The following is an 18232-nucleotide window of genomic DNA, read 5'->3' as shown; positions in this document are numbered from 1 at the left end:
CTTGTTATGAACAAGGCCCTGAGCTATTATTCGTCTTTTGCAAAAAAGGTTCGCCATGACTGTTGAAAGCACTGTATTAAGTCTGTTAAATACATTAAAAGACCCCTTTTTAGACCGTACTGGCAAAGAGATGAATTTACAGTGCAAGGTCGAGGCTACAGCCGATAAATTAATTATCAATTTACTAGCAGGCTTCCCAGCCCTCTTGCTGGAAGCGAATTACAAACCGCTATTACTTTCTACTGTACAAGCTCAATTTCCTAATCTGGACATTACCATTACTATTGAGCAATGGATTAGGCCACACCGGACTCAATTGGTGGGTAAAGGACTACGCGGCGTGAAAAACACCATTGCCGTCGCCTCCGGTAAAGGAGGTGTTGGTAAATCAACCGTAACCGTTAATTTGGCAACTGCTTTAGCTCGCACTGGGGCACGTGTAGGTATTCTTGATGCAGATATTTACGGACCAAGTATGCCGCTTATGCTGGGAAAAACCGAGCCTGTACAGCTTAAAGGCGACTTTTATTTGCCGGTTGAGGCTCATGGGGTCCAGGCGATGTCGATTGGTTATTTAACCAATGATGAACAAGCGTTAATTTGGCGAGGCCCGATGCTTGCTAAATCATTAATCCAAATGATGGACATTACTCTTTGGGATGAGTTGGATTATCTGTTTATCGATTTACCCCCTGGAACAGGTGATATTCAACTTACCTTAGTGCAAAAAATCCCACTGACTGCTGCAATTGTAGTTACCACACCACAAAATGTGGCGACTTTAGATGCACAAAAAGCAATAAACATGTTTTCTAAAACGGGAATCGATGTACTGGGTGTGGTTGAAAATATGTCCACTCATATTTGCAGCGAATGTGGTCATCAAGAGGCCATTTTTGGTGCTGGTGGTGCCGAGGCTTTATGCGCAACTCATCAATGCAGTTTCTTAGGACAACTTCCTTTGAATGGTTCCATACGCCAGCATTGTGATGAAGGTCGTCCTACAGCTACCCAGCCGCGTAATAATCTCACTGATGTATTTATAAAAACAGCCATGTATGCTGCAATCGAGCTGACCAAAAAGCCTATTAATTATGCGGATAAATTTCCACCTGTTGTAGTAGAGTAAATTTATGTAGCCAAGTACGACATCCTTCGCGATGCTCAGGATGTCGTACCCATCAAAAACCTTAAGTAAGCGGCAACAATAATGCTTTTTAGAGAGATTACTTCATTTTCTAAATGTTTTTGATAACTTATCTCCAACACTATGAAGGGCGATAATTGTTAAAACAGGCATTAATTTTTGATGGTGGAATGTTTCCACAAGAACTGCATCTTCTTTGAGAACGCGATAAGATAATTAATTAGACCCGAATTGAAAAACTAAATTAAGGAGCTATTATTAAAGATTCATTAAATTGATAAAGGGAGATTTATGAAAAGAAACTTTAAAAAATCTATTTTAATTATATGTGCGCTTAGCAGTATGCAAGGTTGGTCTAAGAATTCCACCTATACTACTAGTGTTCCGACAAAAAGCTCTTTAGCTCCTGCGCAAGTAAAAATTACCGTTTCTAATGCTAATTGGGTTGAAACGATATCTATTTGCAATATATCCAGTTCACCAATTCCCCTCACAAATTTAGAATTAGACTTTAATTATAGCCAGCCTATGCCAACCAATATTTGGGGAAATCCGTGGGCAGCCTGGACTTTAGCAAGCCAAACAGGCACAGCGGTAGTTCTTAAAGGAGGAACACCTTATACGCCTCCATTACAACCAGATCCTAATTGCACTAATCCTATGACGGTCCAATTTAACGCAGGGCCCACTGTACCAGAACCAACAGGGCCTTTTGTATTTACTGCGGATGGTTCTACTCCTACCCAAGTAGGCTCTTTAAATATAACTATGCCTGCTGCGCCAGCAAGTAATCTTGACTCGCCCACTGTGAATGTCACAGGAGCAAACTACTCAAACCAACAAGTGCTTGCTTGGGGAAAATCATGGCAAATTCCTAATTTAACCACCGGTCAATATACGGTTAATTCATCTGCTATAAATAATGGCACTAATTTTTACACCGCGAATCCAATAACTGTTACTGTTCAAGATCAAAAAGTTACAAATGTGCCAATTACCTATAGCGCAGTCCCTAGTGGAACTGTAAACGTAACTTTGAATCAAGCTCCAGCAACCCAAGAGCCCTTAACGTTTTCAGGCACTAAATATTCGTTTAATAAAACGGTAGCATCAGGAACATCGTTAACATTACCAATTGATACCTATACCGTAGCAGGTAGCGCCAATGGTTACAGCGTTAGTATTGCGCCAAATCCAATAACCCTTACTGCTAATGGAAACGTTTCTCTTGCTGTAACATATACAAAAAATACCAATCCTTCGGGTAAATATTCCACTCAAAATGGAAACATTATAGATCCCAATGGAAAGATAGTGGCATTTAAAGGCGTATCTTGGTTTGGTTTTAATAATGGGAATCACGTGGTGAACGGGTTATGGCAATCAGATTTTAACACCATGCTAACTCAAATTAAGTCTTTAGGCTTTAATGCCGTGCGCCTTCCCATCTCTTTTGACTTTATCTTGGATACTACTATTAAACCTAATGGTATAGCCAATTATTGCAAAGGAAGCCCCTGCAATACAGATGTTCCACAGGATAGTGCTTTAAACACGTTCCAATGGGTAGTCAAAAAATTTACTGATAATGGGATCTACGTACTAATAGATGACCATTATGAAGACAACACTTATACTACGAATCAAGCCCAGTGGATTAGTGGCTGGCAAAAGGTTGCAACTATGTTTAAAGACAACGCTATGGTTGGCTATGATATTTACAATGAGCCTGACTCTCATAGTTTAACCTGGGAAGGAAGTGCTAATGGAACTCCTTGGGGCACAGGAATTCTAAGTGCTGCACAAGCAATCTATAACATTGATCCTAATAAGTTGCTATTTATTGAAGGAACGGGGCAATCAAGTTTAGGCTCAAACTGGGGAGATGGTTTTGCTACTGACAGTGCAACAGTTTCTCAAGGAATTAGTAATCCTAAAAATTTCTTTACCCATTTAATGTCGCAACCCTTCCTCGATCAAATTGTTATATCGCCTCATATTTATGGCCCAGATGGCACGAATAATGGCGGTCCTGATCACTCCAATCCAACAGTAGCTTTTGCGGCATGGTCTCGTTTAAATGGCTATTTATTAAATAACTTTCAAAATGTTAATAACACGAGCCAAAGTGGATTTTGCCTAAACAGCACTTGCCATGTATTTCCTATTGCTTTAGGCGAGTTTGGAGGAAAATTTGATACCAGCGATCCTTATTATACTCAAGATGTTGCAACCTTAATAAATGTAGCAAATTATCTTAATAAATTAACGCCCAATCCAAGCTGGTTCTATTGGGACTGGAATCCTAATAGTGGCAACACTGGGGGTATATTAAAAGATGATTGGACTACAATCGATTGTAATAAGGTTAATTACTTGAAAAAGTACCTTGCGCTAACGCCCGCATCAGGTATTTGTCCTTAAGCACAACTGTTCCGTTTTCCTCAAAAATTGGGCATAATGAATATTCATTATGTCCAAGCATATTTCAGAGAGAATATTAATCGCTATGGCGTTTTTGATTTGGCCCGATCACGACAGACTATGCCATTACAGTTTGATATTAATAGGGATTAAAAGGTGAACATGACCCTTTTTACTGGGATTTCAGATGGGTCTCAGGCTATTGTTAAATTTCTTTTTCATTTCTACTGAACATTTTAAAAACACTGGATATAATTAATTTTTTTATTAAAAGGAATTAATTATGCCATTTACCGATACACAACAAGATGAACTCTTAAAGCTCCTTGAAAAATGTGATATAGAAATTTCTCCCAACACACAGTTCACAAACTTTGCCGATACAGTCAATCTTCCTAATGTTTTAATTTTAAATGCCCATAACGAAGAAGCAGTTCAAACAACGCTTGCAAAGATCTATGAGTTTAACCAAAAGATAAAAAATCCCAAAGAGCGTATTACCTTACGGGTGGCAGCAGGTGGCTCCAATCACAAATACAGCCAGTCCTTTTCACTTACCCCTTTAGTAGAAAGCGATATTATTTTGCATATAAATACAGGGCCGCTTGATGAGACGACAGCAGAAATCATTCACAAAAAGATTAGCTTAAATTTTAAACCTCATGCTGCAATTAAAGATGAGGAGAAATTTTTCAGAGTAGTAATTGCTTCGATTAATCATTACCTTGGGAAGAAGGTGGCAGAGCTAAGTGAGGGAATAATAAACATTCCAGAAGGCGCGATACCTAAACACTTTAACCTTATGAAATTTTATAAGGATCTCTCTAAAACGATTAAACCATTTGGCATCCCTTCTATTGAACATGTTTTTAAGATAAGCACGGAAACCCGCGTAAAAATACAACCCGGTTGCCAAATTAAAGAATTAGATCATTATCTTTATAAAAACGGCTTAGCAACAAAAAATCGCCCCAGCCTTATTGACAGAACAACTCCTTTTGGTTTGGTAGCTGCCGGATGCCATGGCTCTAATTTAGATGGAAAAGCTTATGCAGATAACGTGAAATCGTTTACCGTTATTGCTGCAGATGGAACCAAAAAGAGAATAGCACCCACGACTAATCCAGAACTTTTTCATGCATTTAATCCTGCGCACTTGGGTCTGTTAGGACCTGTAGTTGAAATGGAGCTTGATTGTGAGCTTGCATCTAAATATGAAACACACCGCATACCTATGAGTTTACCGGAGTTTCTCGAAGAAGTAAGGGCAGGAAAACTTCCCAATAAAGATTTTCCACTTTTTAGCGTGTTCTATGTCCCGACTTACAACCATGATCTTGAAAACAGAGACTTGAAAAATGTCTTAGTTATTCAAGCAAGACCTGTACCATTAAATAGTAAGAATCTAAATACTGAGTATGAAGCACGAGGTATTGAACAAGCAATAGAAATAAGATTAGAAGATGAGTTACCCGTTTCTGAAATTCTAGCGCGTTTTCCCCAATTAGTACCTGCTTATATGCAACACATTGTTGCCCGCTTTTCTATTGGTTTTGAAAAGATCATCTCTGTTGGCCCAGCACCCAAAGAATATCATTATCAAGTGGAATATCCTAAACGATTAAATGATGTCGATGTCCTCTTTGCTACTGATGAGAACTGCCTTGAAATGGCCCTAGCTTTTGAAAAAGCAGCTGTAGAAATGCAAAAAGCTAAAGATAACGGTGAAGCGCCTGTAACCTTCGGTACTTATGGTCGTTTATTATTAAATGATAATGAAGCAGCAGAAAAATCAATCGCAGCGGGTTGCCATACCGGAGATAAAAAATTTGTTTGTGGTTTTGATATTGCCTCCAGTCCAAATGCATCTGGCTTTGAAGAATTTCGCACAACAATGGTCAATTTTTTAATCAATGAACTGCGAGGCAAATTACACTGGGGGAAATATGTCCCTCTCGATAAAAATATCGATTATGAAAAAATGTATGGTGCAGGCTTAGCAAACCTTAAAAAGCAATTAATAAAATACCACCAAGATAATGGGTTAGACATTGAGCGCTCCCCATTTTTAACTCCATTCTTATGTGAAACATTAGGATTTCCTGAATATAGCCCTGTCGCTATACAACAACATAAAACATACTCTAGCATGCTTAATTTTGTAATTAATCCCCTTGCCGATTTGTATAAATTATTAAATTGGGTTAACGAGCAACAGCAAACCAGCCCTACTGAACATATTACGCAGCTTAAGCAGCAAGTGGTGCTGGCGATGAATGCCCTGGAAAAAGAAGCAAGTCCTGTAAGCCAAAACAGGAATGGATTTTTCACGCAACCACCAGAAGATGATCAAACCGTTTCAGTTAAGAAAGAAAAAACAAGGGATAGCTGCTGCGTGCTTCAATAAAGGAATATAAGGAGCGCCTAATGGGTAGCTTAAGCGTTCTTAATTTAAAGACATCCCCCTAAACAGCCGCCTCGCGCTGTTGGGGATGACGCACCTCTCAAAAGCCTTAAAGGCTAATAGCGTTTTAGTATTTTTTGAGTATATAATGCTGAAAAACCAAAGAATTTGAATCATGCAACGATTACTAATAATAACAATAGCCTTACTGTATTCTTGCTTTAGTTTCGCAAAACCAAATTATCAGATTGACCTCATTGTCTTTGCGCAACAACCCTTAGCAGCACAAAGCTCCGGGTCAAGTTTAGATTCGCCTATTATTCCTATGACCCACTCGAATGCTATTTCCCTCAAGCCCAGCGCAGCAAAAACACCGAAACCTTATTGCTTGCTCTCTAACTCCTATTCCAGCTTAAAAGATCAATATTATTTACTCAGCCGCCGCTCTCCTCACCCCGTTTTAGGACATTATTCTTGGAGACAACCAGCCAATAGCCAAAGCACTGTGGCACTACCTCTAGCAGAACATAATGGCTGGCAGATGCAAGGAACTTTGCGCATAACTCAAGGCAATTATTATAATTTCGATGCCCATTTGCAGGTTTCTCCTCCCAGCAACCCATATGCATCATTTACAATAAGTCAAAAACAGCGTTTAAAAGGAAATACGGTTTATTATTTAGATAATGATCATCTAGGGATGATTGTGAAGATTCATCAGGTATCGTAGCAGACTATTGTAAGCATGCTTAATCTGCGCAAAACACTACCTTTCTTAAAATAAATTGTATTTCAAGAACAGATTGATTACAATTTTACCAACGGTTCATTGTAATCTAGGTTCTTATGCCAAGCCAAATTCGAATTATTAATGCAGTTAATCTATGTCTGCGACAGAAAAAAAATAGTGAATTTTTCTTAAATCGTTCTGGTGTTTGCGCAGGCCTTGCCGGCTTGTATGTCAAATACAGTGTTGAAAACAAAACTCATCAATTTTTTTCCATCATTGAACGTTTAGCAAATTTACCTCCGAATTATCGCATCGGCAATGACCCAGTAGTTGATGATTTTATTATACAAATAGAGAAGGTATACAACCCCGAAGACTATAGTGGACATCAACTGATTCAAGGTGATTTGGACCGAATACTCCATATCGGTACGAAACCTCTGAGTAATGAGTTTAATTTTGGCTTAATAGCTGAAGAACAGGAATGGGCGCAAATCCTGGAGCAAATTACCCATGGTGATAGGGCTTATTATATTTGCAGCAACGATCATGCGATTGCGGTTTCCTTTAAAAATGGGAACTATTCTATCTATGATCCCAACTACCAACAAAGAACAAAAGAGTTTGCATCAGCCCAAGAGGTCATTCAAGAATTTAAAAATTGCTTCGGGTATAAAAATAAAGTGTTTGGCCTTACCATTCGTGCCTTTGCAAATCCCAATTCATCCGCAGTAACCTACCCTACTCCAACCGAACTTCATCGGCTGGTCAGACCAAGACCGATGAGCCAAACAGAACAACATGCCTGTGAATTTGCAGCTGTAGCACATGACATTTCAACCCTAGATTATTTAACCCAGAAAGATGCTGCTTATTGGGATGATTTAACTAAGGCCCATTTAATTCAAGAAGTCATCGAATTATTGTTAAAGCAACCCAAATCCGCCGCTGTGCAAAAAGCTTTACTCCGAAGTATTGGGATTAATTTTTATGTGGGAAATATTGAAGCTACCAATAAACTGATTACTCATTATCAAAGACACTATCCTAGCGCCGAAGGGCAAGCCCTTTTAAAAAACCAAATCCAGCAATTACTTATTAGTCCGGTAACCGACCATACGCGATGCATGAAAACAATAGCTGATTTTAGCGAATTTTTAAGCCTCTGCGAACACTTAGGACTTACCCAAGAGCATCAAACCTATCTTAATCATTTGCACTTTCTAACGCTCGTACACAATAATAACTCAATAAAACTCGAACATTTTTTAAGTACCCTACCCTCTGAAGAGCTAGTAAAACATATCCAATATGCTGCAATTACTAATCAACAGCAATTATTAGATATACTACTTAACATTCCTATCGCTTCAAAATATCGAACCACTGTTTTTACTCCCAACGTAATTACGCATATTGGTGTTGCTAGTTTAAAAAAACTGCTCGATAAGGGATTTATTCCAAATATCCAAGATAATCAACTGCTGCCACGCTGCATGAATAGAAAAGATAAATCCATATTTAAATTAATGGCAAATGCCTGGATGGAATGCAGCAAGCAACAAAATCTATGGGAGCAAATTACAAAAGGGCAAGCTCAAGAACTCGACCTAAGGACACAAATCGGGTCTGTTTCTCTTCTAGGGATTTTGGTCTTTCTGCATAAAGAGTATCTTATTAAAGCGGCGCCTGCTAATTTTTCCCAAGAGCAGTTACAAAGTGCACTAATAATTGCACTTATGGATGATAATGCCGAAATGAGCATGTGGCTGCATAATAAATTGCTGGAATGTGGATATTCTATTGATGTGGATACTTTACAGCACTTTTATGAAGAGGCATTGACGAAAGAAAATTTAACTATGTTGAATATTCTTGCAGACATCGGTTTTAATGTTCTCCCCTTAGGAAAAAATATTGATAAACTATTAGCTTTATGTCGTAATAATAATGATTACTCCATCATTTTTAATTCATTTGATACTGCAAAGCCAGAAGTAAGACAATATATTGTGGACAGTAGTCTACGCATGAACCTTGTGCCTGTGGCCAGACATTATGCACAACATGCTCCACAATTTTTTAATGTTGCCTTGAATAATTCATTAAATAACAACCCTGCATTAAAAAAATTAAATCAGGCTGCCCGTTTTATTCCTCCTGGAGTACTAATCGTCGAACGGCAAGAGCCAGAAAATAAAACATTTATTGCGAATTGTTTTAAACAAAAATTACTTCACTTGGCAAGCGCATTAACCCAGAACGTTCATTGGACTGCAAAAGAATTAAATGAACTATGCGATGACTTAATTAGCGATAAAAATGAAGAGGCCGTAATACAGTTAATTAAAATATATCCTCAATTAAAACAAAGACCAGAATTAATTCCGCTATTAATTCAAAATAACTTGTTGGATGCGGTTATTCATTTGGCCCCTGAGGAACGTGAGCTCACACGCAAACAATCTGAAGAACTGTTGATTGCGTCGCTTATTAATAACAAAAAAGATTTAGTAGAAAAATTTTTAACTGCTGAACGTATTGCTACACTGGAACAACCGCTGATAAGCTTAGTTGAACAAGCTATTACTCGCGGGCATTATGAGGTCATCGAAAATCTGCTCCAATCATCAATTGATTTAGGCTTAGATTATAAAGCGCTTTTTCTTTATAGTTGCGCGCTAAAGCAAGGAAAAATAGCAAACTTGCTGCTTGCCAAAGAACCTAGCCTTGATACCGAGGAAACAAGTGAGGCAATTAGACAGCTTTTTGATGAACAGCCTCAATCTACTTATTTTGAAATCACTTATCAGCAAGGCTATGGCAGACTGTATCAACTTTTATTAAAAATAGGATTAAAAAACCCAAGAGAAGAACTTCTAAACACCATTAAGCATCCAGAAACAGATCATAGGTTTCAAAAAACTAGCCTCTATTTATCACCTTTAAAACGAGCACTAAAAGAACAAAATGAAGAGCGGTTTCATATCATGTTTGGTGAGGCAAATGATTTACCTGAGCATGTGGATGAAAATGTACTAACGTACTTACAAAATCCAGTAACTACAGCCAAAATATTACCTCTTTTTCTGCGAAAATATACATTAGAGGCCTTACTCTCTGAAGCTCTGGGCCAACAGAAATGGGATGTTGTTGCTAATCTATTGGAACAATCTCAATTAAATGATCTGAATACGGAACAGCAAAAACAAATCCAGGAACAGTCTGGCCAAATTATGAAGGCTTATATTGCAAATTTAAAGCTTCATTTCGATAAAGAGGATATGCGACCTCGCTTATTTAATTTGCTTTTAGCTCAGAGTACTAATGCACTGCAGCAAATTGCATCGCCCTGGAATCAGGCAATCCAAGAAGGTCTAACGAGCATTGAATTAGCAATGATTGAAACCAATCTTAATTTGAATAATCAAATTTATCGCCATGCCTTTAGCGAGTTAACAACACAACAAGAAAAATGCACCCAAGCGATTGAGCATTATCTCAGCCATAGAGATAAGACCTTAGGTTATTTCTCTTATCTTTTTGATTATAAACGTGGCAAAACGCGAGCTGAACATTACGAAAACCTCATTAAGTCAGCAGAAACTAAAGAAGAAATTTATGTAATTGAATATGCTATTTTAATTAATGCACACAGCAAGCAATTTAAAAAGGATATGGTTCAAGGGCTTCAATTTAGTAATGAGCAAAGTGCCAAAGAGCAATTAAAAAGAAGTATCAAAAACTCCCGCTTAAGTAAACACTTATCTCAATTAGACGACATTATTGAGCGTATTAACAAAAAAGCAAACGCGAATGATTCAGCCGCAACAGCAGACCTATTCCAAGAAGAACTAGCAAGTTTAAGAAAAATATGTAAGCCACGAAGTGCTTTAGAACAGCATTCGTTTTTCCAAGCTCAAGAACCTGCACAACCAACTGGCTTTTGGCATTGGCTTACTCATTTGTTTAGTGGAGAGAACAAAGATAAGCTGGCATCTATGCCTTAAAATGAAACCTGGTTTGCAACTAATGACACTCCCTTAAGCTCAAGCATGAAGTATAGGCTAGTGCTAAGCATCGCGAAGCCCAGCATGGATGTGGCATTGAGCCTCGGCGCCGGGCTTCGTTGCACTCAGCACCAGCCTACAAAATCCCTTAAATATACAACCCGGTTTCGTTTACCGACATGGGGGTGGGGATTTCTTTCACAACAGTGCAAAGCCTTGCTTTAAAAACAAAAATCCTAGCTAACCTTAGCGTCTGTGATGAATTTGGTTCCCAATTTTAGTGCTGAAGAAGTATTGAATAACAAGATGCCAATTAATTTTGTGCTTCCATTAGAAATAATTCAGTCCTGGTTTGTAAAATAAGGATAATTAAGTTCTACACCTAAAATAAATTTACACATCACGCGCAATCCTATATATTCCGGCTTTTAGTTAAAATGTGTATTCTAAGTACACGGCTTAATATGGGGCATGATCGTATTGAATATATCATCACAGAACTCAAAAAGTATTATTATTTGGTTAGTTGGCGTTTCTTTTTTATTATTTCAATTTTTTTTACAATTATCATCTGGTATCGTTATCGGTGCCATCATGCACGAACAAGGTCTGTCTGCATTTACTGCAGGTCTGTTAAGCAGTTCATTTTACTATGTTTATACCAGCTTACAAATCCCTGTAGGCTTACTGTTTGATCGCTATAATACTCGCACCTTATTATCCGTAAATGCACTGTTATGCGCCTGTGGTTGTTTTATCTTTTCTATGGGGCATACTCTGCCTGTTTTATTTTTTGGTCGGCTCATTATTGGTACCGGTTCTGCCTTTGCTTTTGTCGGTTTAACGCGAGTCCTAAGACAAAATTTCCCCCTAAAACAATACGCATTTATGATAGGTTTGTCTGAAACCTTAGGGTTTACTGTTACCGTTACCGGAATGATAGGCATGGGGGCTCTGATTAGCCAAATTAGCTGGCGGTATTTTATTGCTCTTGCGGGCATTACAGGAATATTCATTGCCAGCTTATGCCGTTTGGTTATCCCGAGCAATAAGCCTGAACCGCAAAACCAACAACAATATAACAAGCAATTAGTGTTCATGCTAAAAGATAAATTGGTTTGGATTAATGGCTTATTTGTCGGGCTGGAGTTTTCCGTAATTACTGTTTTTGCGGCAATGTGGGCCGTTCCTTTTATTCAACTTAAATTACATTGCGATATTAAAACAGCAAGTATTCTAACCTCAATGGTTTTATTCGGGGCAGGCTTAAGCTGCCCTATTTATGGTTGGTTGTCCATCATACTTAGCAAACGTAAACCGCTAATTCATTTTTCCTGCATTTCAACAGCGCTACTACTCTTAGTAGTTCTTTATTTGCCTATGCACAGTACCCTGATTACTGGACTCCTGCTCTTTATGATTGGTTTACTTTGTGGCGCTTATATGCTTGCATTTACTATTGCTAATGAACTTGCTCCAGTAGAGTCATTATCTGCATGTACTGGATTTACAAACACCTTAGGAATGCTCTCAGCACCACTCATGCAGCCACTAGTAGGCTTTCTGTTAGATCATTCGAGTAATAATTCAGGACATTATGCTTTAGCTGATTACCAATTTGCACTTTTGACTGTTCCGATAGCATTGGTTATTGCCAGTATTTTGTCACAATGCCTCCCAGAGAAGGATGGCAATGGAATAGAGAATATTCCCAATGATAATCCTAGCTTACAGATTGAAGGGCAACCGTAAGCTGGGCCTTTAAGCCCAGTAAATTCAATTGATGCTGGGTTTCCCAACCCAGTACTGGTCATTCCTAGACAATCTCATACAAGGCCTAAATTGAGAACAAATTCATTATGCAGTCGCTTGCTCTTTAAAGGATTGCTCTGTTACAAAACAAAAAGCGCCTTTATTTTCTTTGGAAAAACCAGCAATAGAATGAGAGGAATCATCCGATTTCAATGTATTTAACAATTTTAAAGTTAATTTAGGAAGTCCTACATTAACAATGCATTGATCTTTATCTAAAGATTTAATGGAAACAAATTGCGACATTTTTACCCTGTTCCCGGTAGGATCAAGCCAACCTGCCACCGCGGCACTGGTTGCATCTTTTTCTTTTAAGTTCGCAGAATAAAAGCCATTATCATCATTTAAACGGCAAAAGGTAGTGCTAATATCATGTGAGTCTTTTTGACCTTCACTTAAAACCAACTTACCAAACCAAGTTTTATTTCCGGTTACAAACTGCTCTTTGCCATCAACCTGAATATGCCCGTTTAATTGGCTGGTTTGTAACGCTTGTAATTTAACCCCTGGACGTAAAACTAAAGTTTCACTGCTGTGATTTTCTTGTTTTAGCATATCGACTTTAAAATTAAATCCTTTCTTATCCTGATCCTTGACTCCAAAAATCCAACTGTCATTAATGGGATTATAACGGATAAATGAATGGCCCACGTGCCAGTCTAAAGAAGAGGTAGAGGATTGTTCAATTTTTTCATTACCTTCATAGAAAAATACAAGCTGATTGGTCTGACCATCAATCAGTGCTGCTTTAGTATGGAACTTCTCGCCTTGACGTTGCATCTCAAAAAAATAGCCGTACTTATCACCACTTTCATTATTAACCATTCCCGAAAAAGTCCAACTGCCAATGGTTGGACCAACTGGTTTGTTTTCAGGTTTTATTTCTTCTGTTGCAGCTGCAAACAAGCAAGTACTAATGAACAACAAGATCCCAAACAAAAAAGCACAACGTCGAATAGGTAACATATTAGTAATAACCTTTTAACTGTTGATGTGACCACAATGCGTTCCAAAATGCATCATCCAATACTGCGTTTACGGGCAAATAATACATATTATCAGAACTAAATGAGCGGCATTTTACTGCATCCTTTTCGGTCATAATAATAGGCGAGCTCAAATAGTTCAGATCCTGCGGCTTAAACTGATAATGATCTGGATAAGAACAGGTATCGAATTCTATCTCTAATTGACTTAAAGTGGAATAAAAACGTTGCGGATTCCCTATTGCGGCAATCGCTTCCCATTTTCCATTAACTGACTGTGGATTTATTTCTTTGCCAGTACTAAGTTGCGTTATTTTACCAGGCCTTAGCTGCATCGGATAGGCATTTTTCCAGCGACCCTGGTTTACAATAATAAAATCAACTTGGTCTAAACGAGCGGCAGGTTCCCGCAGGGGGCCTGCAGGTAAACACAAACCATTTCCTAAGCCGCGGGTTCCATCGATTACTGCGATTTCAATCGCACGCCCCATGCGATAATGTTGTAACCCGTCATCACTGATGATGATTTGACACTGATGTTTTTCTAAAAGATACTGCACGGCTTCGGTGCGCTTCGGTGCAATTACCACAGGGCATTGAGTTCGTTGTGCCAATAATAAGGGCTCATCTCCCACGCCATTCGCTCCATCTTGAACACGAACTTCATAAGGAAAAGTTTTTATTGCTGCCCCATACCCACGACTCACAATACCTACAGATAATCCTTTAGCTTGGAATTGCCGGGCTAATTCAACAACCAAAGGTGTTTTACCTACTCCACCTACGCTGATATTCCCTACAACAATTAAGGGTACTGGACATTTAATTTGACAATAACGCTCTAAGTACCAACGCCGAAAAGAAGTAATACACTGGTAAACCCAAGAAAAAGGGCTGAGAACCCATCGCAATGCATGATTTCCATACCATAAATTTTCGATGAATGAAGACATCAAATCAACGCTTCCTCATATCGTAAATTAGTCTGTTGCACTCCATGTAATTGGGCGTAATGTCCTTGTAACGCTAATAAGTCTAGATGAGTTCCTTCTTCAACAATCCGCCCATGTTGCATCACGATAATTTTATCTGCATGTTTAATGGTAGAAAGTCGATGGGCAATCACTAAAGTAGTGCGATTTTTCATTACCTCTTCCAAAGCAATTTGAATATAACGTTCTGACTCACTATCTAAAGCCGATGTTGCTTCATCCAAAATTAATATAGGAGCATCTTTTAAAATTGCCCGTGCAATTGCAATTCTTTGTCGCTGTCCACCCGATAATAAAACACCATTTTCACCGACACGTGTATCATAACCATCGGGTAATTTACTAATAAACTCGTCAGCAAAGGCTAATTTTGCTGCATGAATAATTTGTTCTCGATTCACATCCAAACGGCCGTAAGCAATGTTGTTCGCTAAGCTATCATTAAACAGGGTAACGTTTTGACTTACCAAAGCCATTTGCTCACGCAAACTGCGTAAATTAATTTGATTAATTGGCATACCATCGAGGGTAATCTCTCCTTGAGATATCTCATAAAAGCGTGGTAGTAAGCTGGCAATTGTGGTTTTACCACTTCCCGAATGCCCTACCAAAGCAATGGTCTTACCTGCCTCAGCAGTAAAGCTCACATCATGTAATACTTGTTGCCCTTGACGGTATGCATAGGAAACATGCTTAAACGCGATCGCACCTTGTGCTCTTTGTGCCAGCACTGTACCCTGCTCGCGCTCAATGGGCTGATCTAATAAATTGAATACGCTTTCAGCCCCAGCTAATCCTTTTTGAATTACTGCATTTAAGGTGGTTAGTGTTTTCATCGGCTTAATTAATTGCAGCATTGCCGCAATAATCGCTAAAAAAGAACCGGCAGATACAATTACAACTGTTGAGAGCTGAATTGCCGCAGCAATAATGGCGGCAATGCCAATTGCAATCACGATTTGCACACCAGACACATTAATTGCTTTGCTTACCGCAACTTTCATGTCATTTTGTCGTGAACGCTCTATGGCTTTACTAAATTTCGTAGTTTCATAATCAAGACCACCAAAAATACGAACCACGCGGTAACCATCAATTGCCTCACTAGCAATCTCGGTAACTTCCCCCATCGTTTTTTGCACTTTATGACTAATACGTCGTACACGTTTATTGGTATAGCTGACAATAAATCCAACAAAGGGGATGGTTAATAAAAACATGAGTGATAATTGCCAACAAATTACCATCATAACGGTCAATAAGCCTAGAATTAAGCAGGTATTTTGTACAAAATCAGTTAAAGCCTCGGCACTAACCTGGGCCACCTGCTCGACATCATAAAGAATTTTGGACAGCAATTGACCTGAGGTAGCTTCGTCATAAAAATCAGCAGGCAAACGTGAAACATGAGTAAATACTTTTTCTCGAAGCACTTTAACTACAGAGCGAGCAACCCAGGTCATGCAATAACTACCCAGAGAGCTTACTAACCCTCTTAAGGTAATCCCAATTAAAACAATATAGGGAATTTTTTTAATGAACTCCATATCGATGTTAATAAAGCCTTTATCAAAAAATGGCCTCATCATGTACGTAAAACCGGCATCGATTAGCGAATAAAAGATATTAGCACCAATACCCAATACCAAAACTGGCCAAAATGGCTTGACATAAGAAAGTAAACGCTTATATAAAACGCTGGTTTTAACCGTAAGTTTAGTTTTCATCAAAAGGAATTTGGTTGTTAGTAAATGGCTCAGATTGTATCGCTTATTAACCCGAAGTGCTAATGATCAATACATTAGATCGCCCTTAATGTGTGTTTTTTTCATAATTTTAATATTAAAACAATAAGTTACACTTAGAATTGTTTTAATAGTTTAATGTAACCTAGCTGATGACAGCCAGGCTACATGAATTTCAGCACTTATCGTTTCCATCAATCCAACATGCAGGTCATTTTTACGCGCGTATAAGCGCAGCGAAAACCAATCTTTTGTATGTTTGCATCAGAAACAGTCCCCGGTTCAGTTGTCACTATAGCCCAAGAAAGCCCTAATTTTTTAGCGAAATTAAGTCGTGCCTGTAACAATTTTTTTTGCAATCCCTTACCTCGGTAAATAGGTAGCGTACTAGTAACCCCTAAATCACAAAAATCGCCATACACAGCAATGACCGCACCAGCAACCACCTTCCCCTTATCATATGCTGCAAAAGCTTTAACGCCATTAGCCTGAACATATTGGAAAAACTGCTCGCGCGCATCAGGATAGCCAAAACCTACAGCCACTCGTGTAGCCCATTCATCCAATTGAGCTCCAGGTACTTCCTTAATTTCAAAGGGCTCAGAGTGATAATCGAAAGGTACGTACTCTTTTAAACACAAAGCCGATACATTATTAAGCTCAGTAACCTGATAGCCTCGCTTGCTTAAAAAAAGAGTTAATTCATTACCCACATAAGGGCATAACTCAATATCCACACGTCCATGACTTTGGTTCAGATAAAACTGTTCAATGCCTTCTATCTCAGATTTAAACTGTTTCGGCTCAGTCGTAAATCCCCACCCTACCACCTGAGATAGGTAAGAATCAGAGCCGGAAAAACAAGCGGCTCCGCCATTAACATTTAATATTTTTCCTTGAGGATATAGCTTGGTCACTTCTATATGAGTCTGTTTAATACACCCTTCCATCTGGGCTGCCAAGTCTTTAGTGATGCATCTCATTTTGTTTTTAATCCAGCAACCAGTTCGTGGACTAACCCAGGTCCCTGATAAACTAAACCACTATATACCTGAACTAGCGAAGCTCCGGCATCTAGTTTAGCTTGGGCATTGGCACAGCCATTAATGCCACCAACTCCAATTAAAGTTACCGCATTGCCAACATATTCTTTAAGCAAACGTAAGCACTGCAATGAGCGCGCCTCTAAAGGTTGGCCACTTAATCCACCAGCCTCTTGTGCATAAGGCAAATTAGCTACGCCATCACGAGAACAAGTGGTGTTTGTCGCAATAATTCCTTCAATGCCATGATTTAAAATCACTTCTGTCATTTGTTTCAGCGTTTCAATATCTTCATCAGGAGATACTTTAACAACCAAAGGAACATGACGTTGAAACTTGTCAGCCAAATGCTTTTGTGCTTGCTGTAATCGAGATAACAATTCAGCAAAATAGGCCTTTTGCTGTAATTGGCGTAAATCAGGGGTATTTGGTGACGATATATTAATAGTTACATAAGTAGCATGCTCATATACCTTTTCTAAACAATAAAGATAATCTTCAGCGGCTCGCTCTAGAGGCGTGTCTTTATTTTTACCAATATTAATACCTAAAATCCCTTGATAATGCGACTTTTTCACATGAGCGACTAAGGCATCTACACCCTGATTATTAAATCCCATACGATTAATAATGGCTTGCGCTTGGGGTATGCGAAACAGGCGTGGTTTAAGATTACCATCTTGAGGTCGAGGCGTTACCGTCCCTAATTCAATAAACGAAAACCCAATTTTGGCCAAAGCATCCAGATGCTCGCCGTTTTTATCGAGCCCGGCGGCTAATCCTACCACATGAGGAAACTGTATCCCCATGGCCTGAACCGGATTTGGCTTTACCGTTTTAAAGCAGGCTGAAGGAATAACATGCAAGGCGGATAGGCTAAATGAATGTGCCCTTTCCGCATTCATGCAAAACAATAAAGGGCGTACAATAGAATACAAA

Annotated in this window: 11 protein-coding genes; 6 read left to right on the top strand and 5 right to left on the bottom strand. The window is 38.8% G+C overall.

The genetic code is table 11. The annotated features are described in order from the left end of the window. The first annotated feature begins 55 nt into the window (after positions 1-55). From apbC to BN3124_RS10785, 6 genes are all read left to right on the top strand, one after another. Complete coding sequence (gene apbC, locus BN3124_RS10810) at positions 56-1129, top strand: iron-sulfur cluster carrier protein ApbC (RefSeq protein ID WP_058534811.1); 1074 nt, start codon at positions 56-58, stop codon at positions 1127-1129. 309 nt (positions 1130-1438) lie between these two features. After that, a complete protein-coding gene (locus BN3124_RS10805) occupies positions 1439-3571 on the top strand; it encodes a cellulase family glycosylhydrolase (protein ID WP_058534810.1) in 2133 nt (710 codons plus the stop codon). A 283-nt stretch (positions 3572-3854) separates the two neighbouring features. Then, entirely contained in the window at positions 3855-5978 is a 2124-nt protein-coding gene (locus tag BN3124_RS10800) for an FAD-binding protein (RefSeq protein WP_058534809.1), read from the top strand. A gap of 172 nt (positions 5979-6150) precedes the next feature. Beyond that, positions 6151-6705, top strand: a complete 555-nt coding sequence (locus BN3124_RS10795) for a CsiV family protein (RefSeq protein ID WP_058534808.1) — start codon at positions 6151-6153, stop codon at positions 6703-6705. A gap of 116 nt (positions 6706-6821) precedes the next feature. Next, positions 6822-10715: a hypothetical protein gene (locus tag BN3124_RS10790; RefSeq protein ID WP_058534807.1), complete on the top strand. Its 3894-nt coding sequence runs from the start codon at positions 6822-6824 to the stop codon at positions 10713-10715. Between the two features lie 480 nt (positions 10716-11195). Continuing rightward, a complete protein-coding gene (locus BN3124_RS10785; RefSeq protein ID WP_269057625.1) occupies positions 11196-12467 on the top strand; it encodes an MFS transporter in 1272 nt (423 codons plus the stop codon). A 105-nt stretch (positions 12468-12572) separates the two neighbouring features. Here BN3124_RS10785 and BN3124_RS10780 read toward each other — a convergent pair whose 3' ends face one another. From BN3124_RS10780 to BN3124_RS10760, 5 genes are all read right to left on the bottom strand, one after another. Next, positions 12573-13493 (bottom strand): hypothetical protein, encoded by a 921-nt coding sequence (locus BN3124_RS10780; protein ID WP_058534806.1) that lies wholly within the window; start codon positions 13491-13493, stop codon positions 12573-12575. 1 nt (position 13494) lies between these two features. Beyond that, a complete protein-coding gene (gene lpxK / locus BN3124_RS10775; RefSeq protein WP_058534805.1) occupies positions 13495-14466 on the bottom strand; it encodes a tetraacyldisaccharide 4'-kinase in 972 nt (323 codons plus the stop codon). Further along, on the bottom strand, positions 14466-16232 hold the full coding sequence (msbA, locus tag BN3124_RS10770; protein ID WP_058534804.1) for a lipid A export permease/ATP-binding protein MsbA: 1767 nt from the start codon (positions 16230-16232) through the stop codon (positions 14466-14468). The genes lpxK and msbA overlap by 1 nt, the downstream gene beginning before the upstream one ends. 212 nt (positions 16233-16444) lie before the next feature. Beyond that, entirely contained in the window at positions 16445-17233 is a 789-nt protein-coding gene (locus BN3124_RS10765; protein WP_058534803.1) for a GNAT family N-acetyltransferase, read from the bottom strand. Next, complete coding sequence (locus BN3124_RS10760; protein WP_058535875.1) at positions 17230-18231, bottom strand: quinone-dependent dihydroorotate dehydrogenase; 1002 nt, start codon at positions 18229-18231, stop codon at positions 17230-17232. The genes BN3124_RS10765 and BN3124_RS10760 overlap by 4 nt, the downstream gene beginning before the upstream one ends. Position 18232: the final 1 nt, after the last annotated feature.

The organism is Legionella saoudiensis (assembly GCF_001465875.1).
GTDB classification, from domain to species: domain Bacteria; phylum Pseudomonadota; class Gammaproteobacteria; order Legionellales; family Legionellaceae; genus Legionella; species Legionella saoudiensis.
The sequence above is the reverse complement of the archived record's forward strand: the minus strand, read 5'-3'. Positions and strand labels throughout refer to the sequence as shown.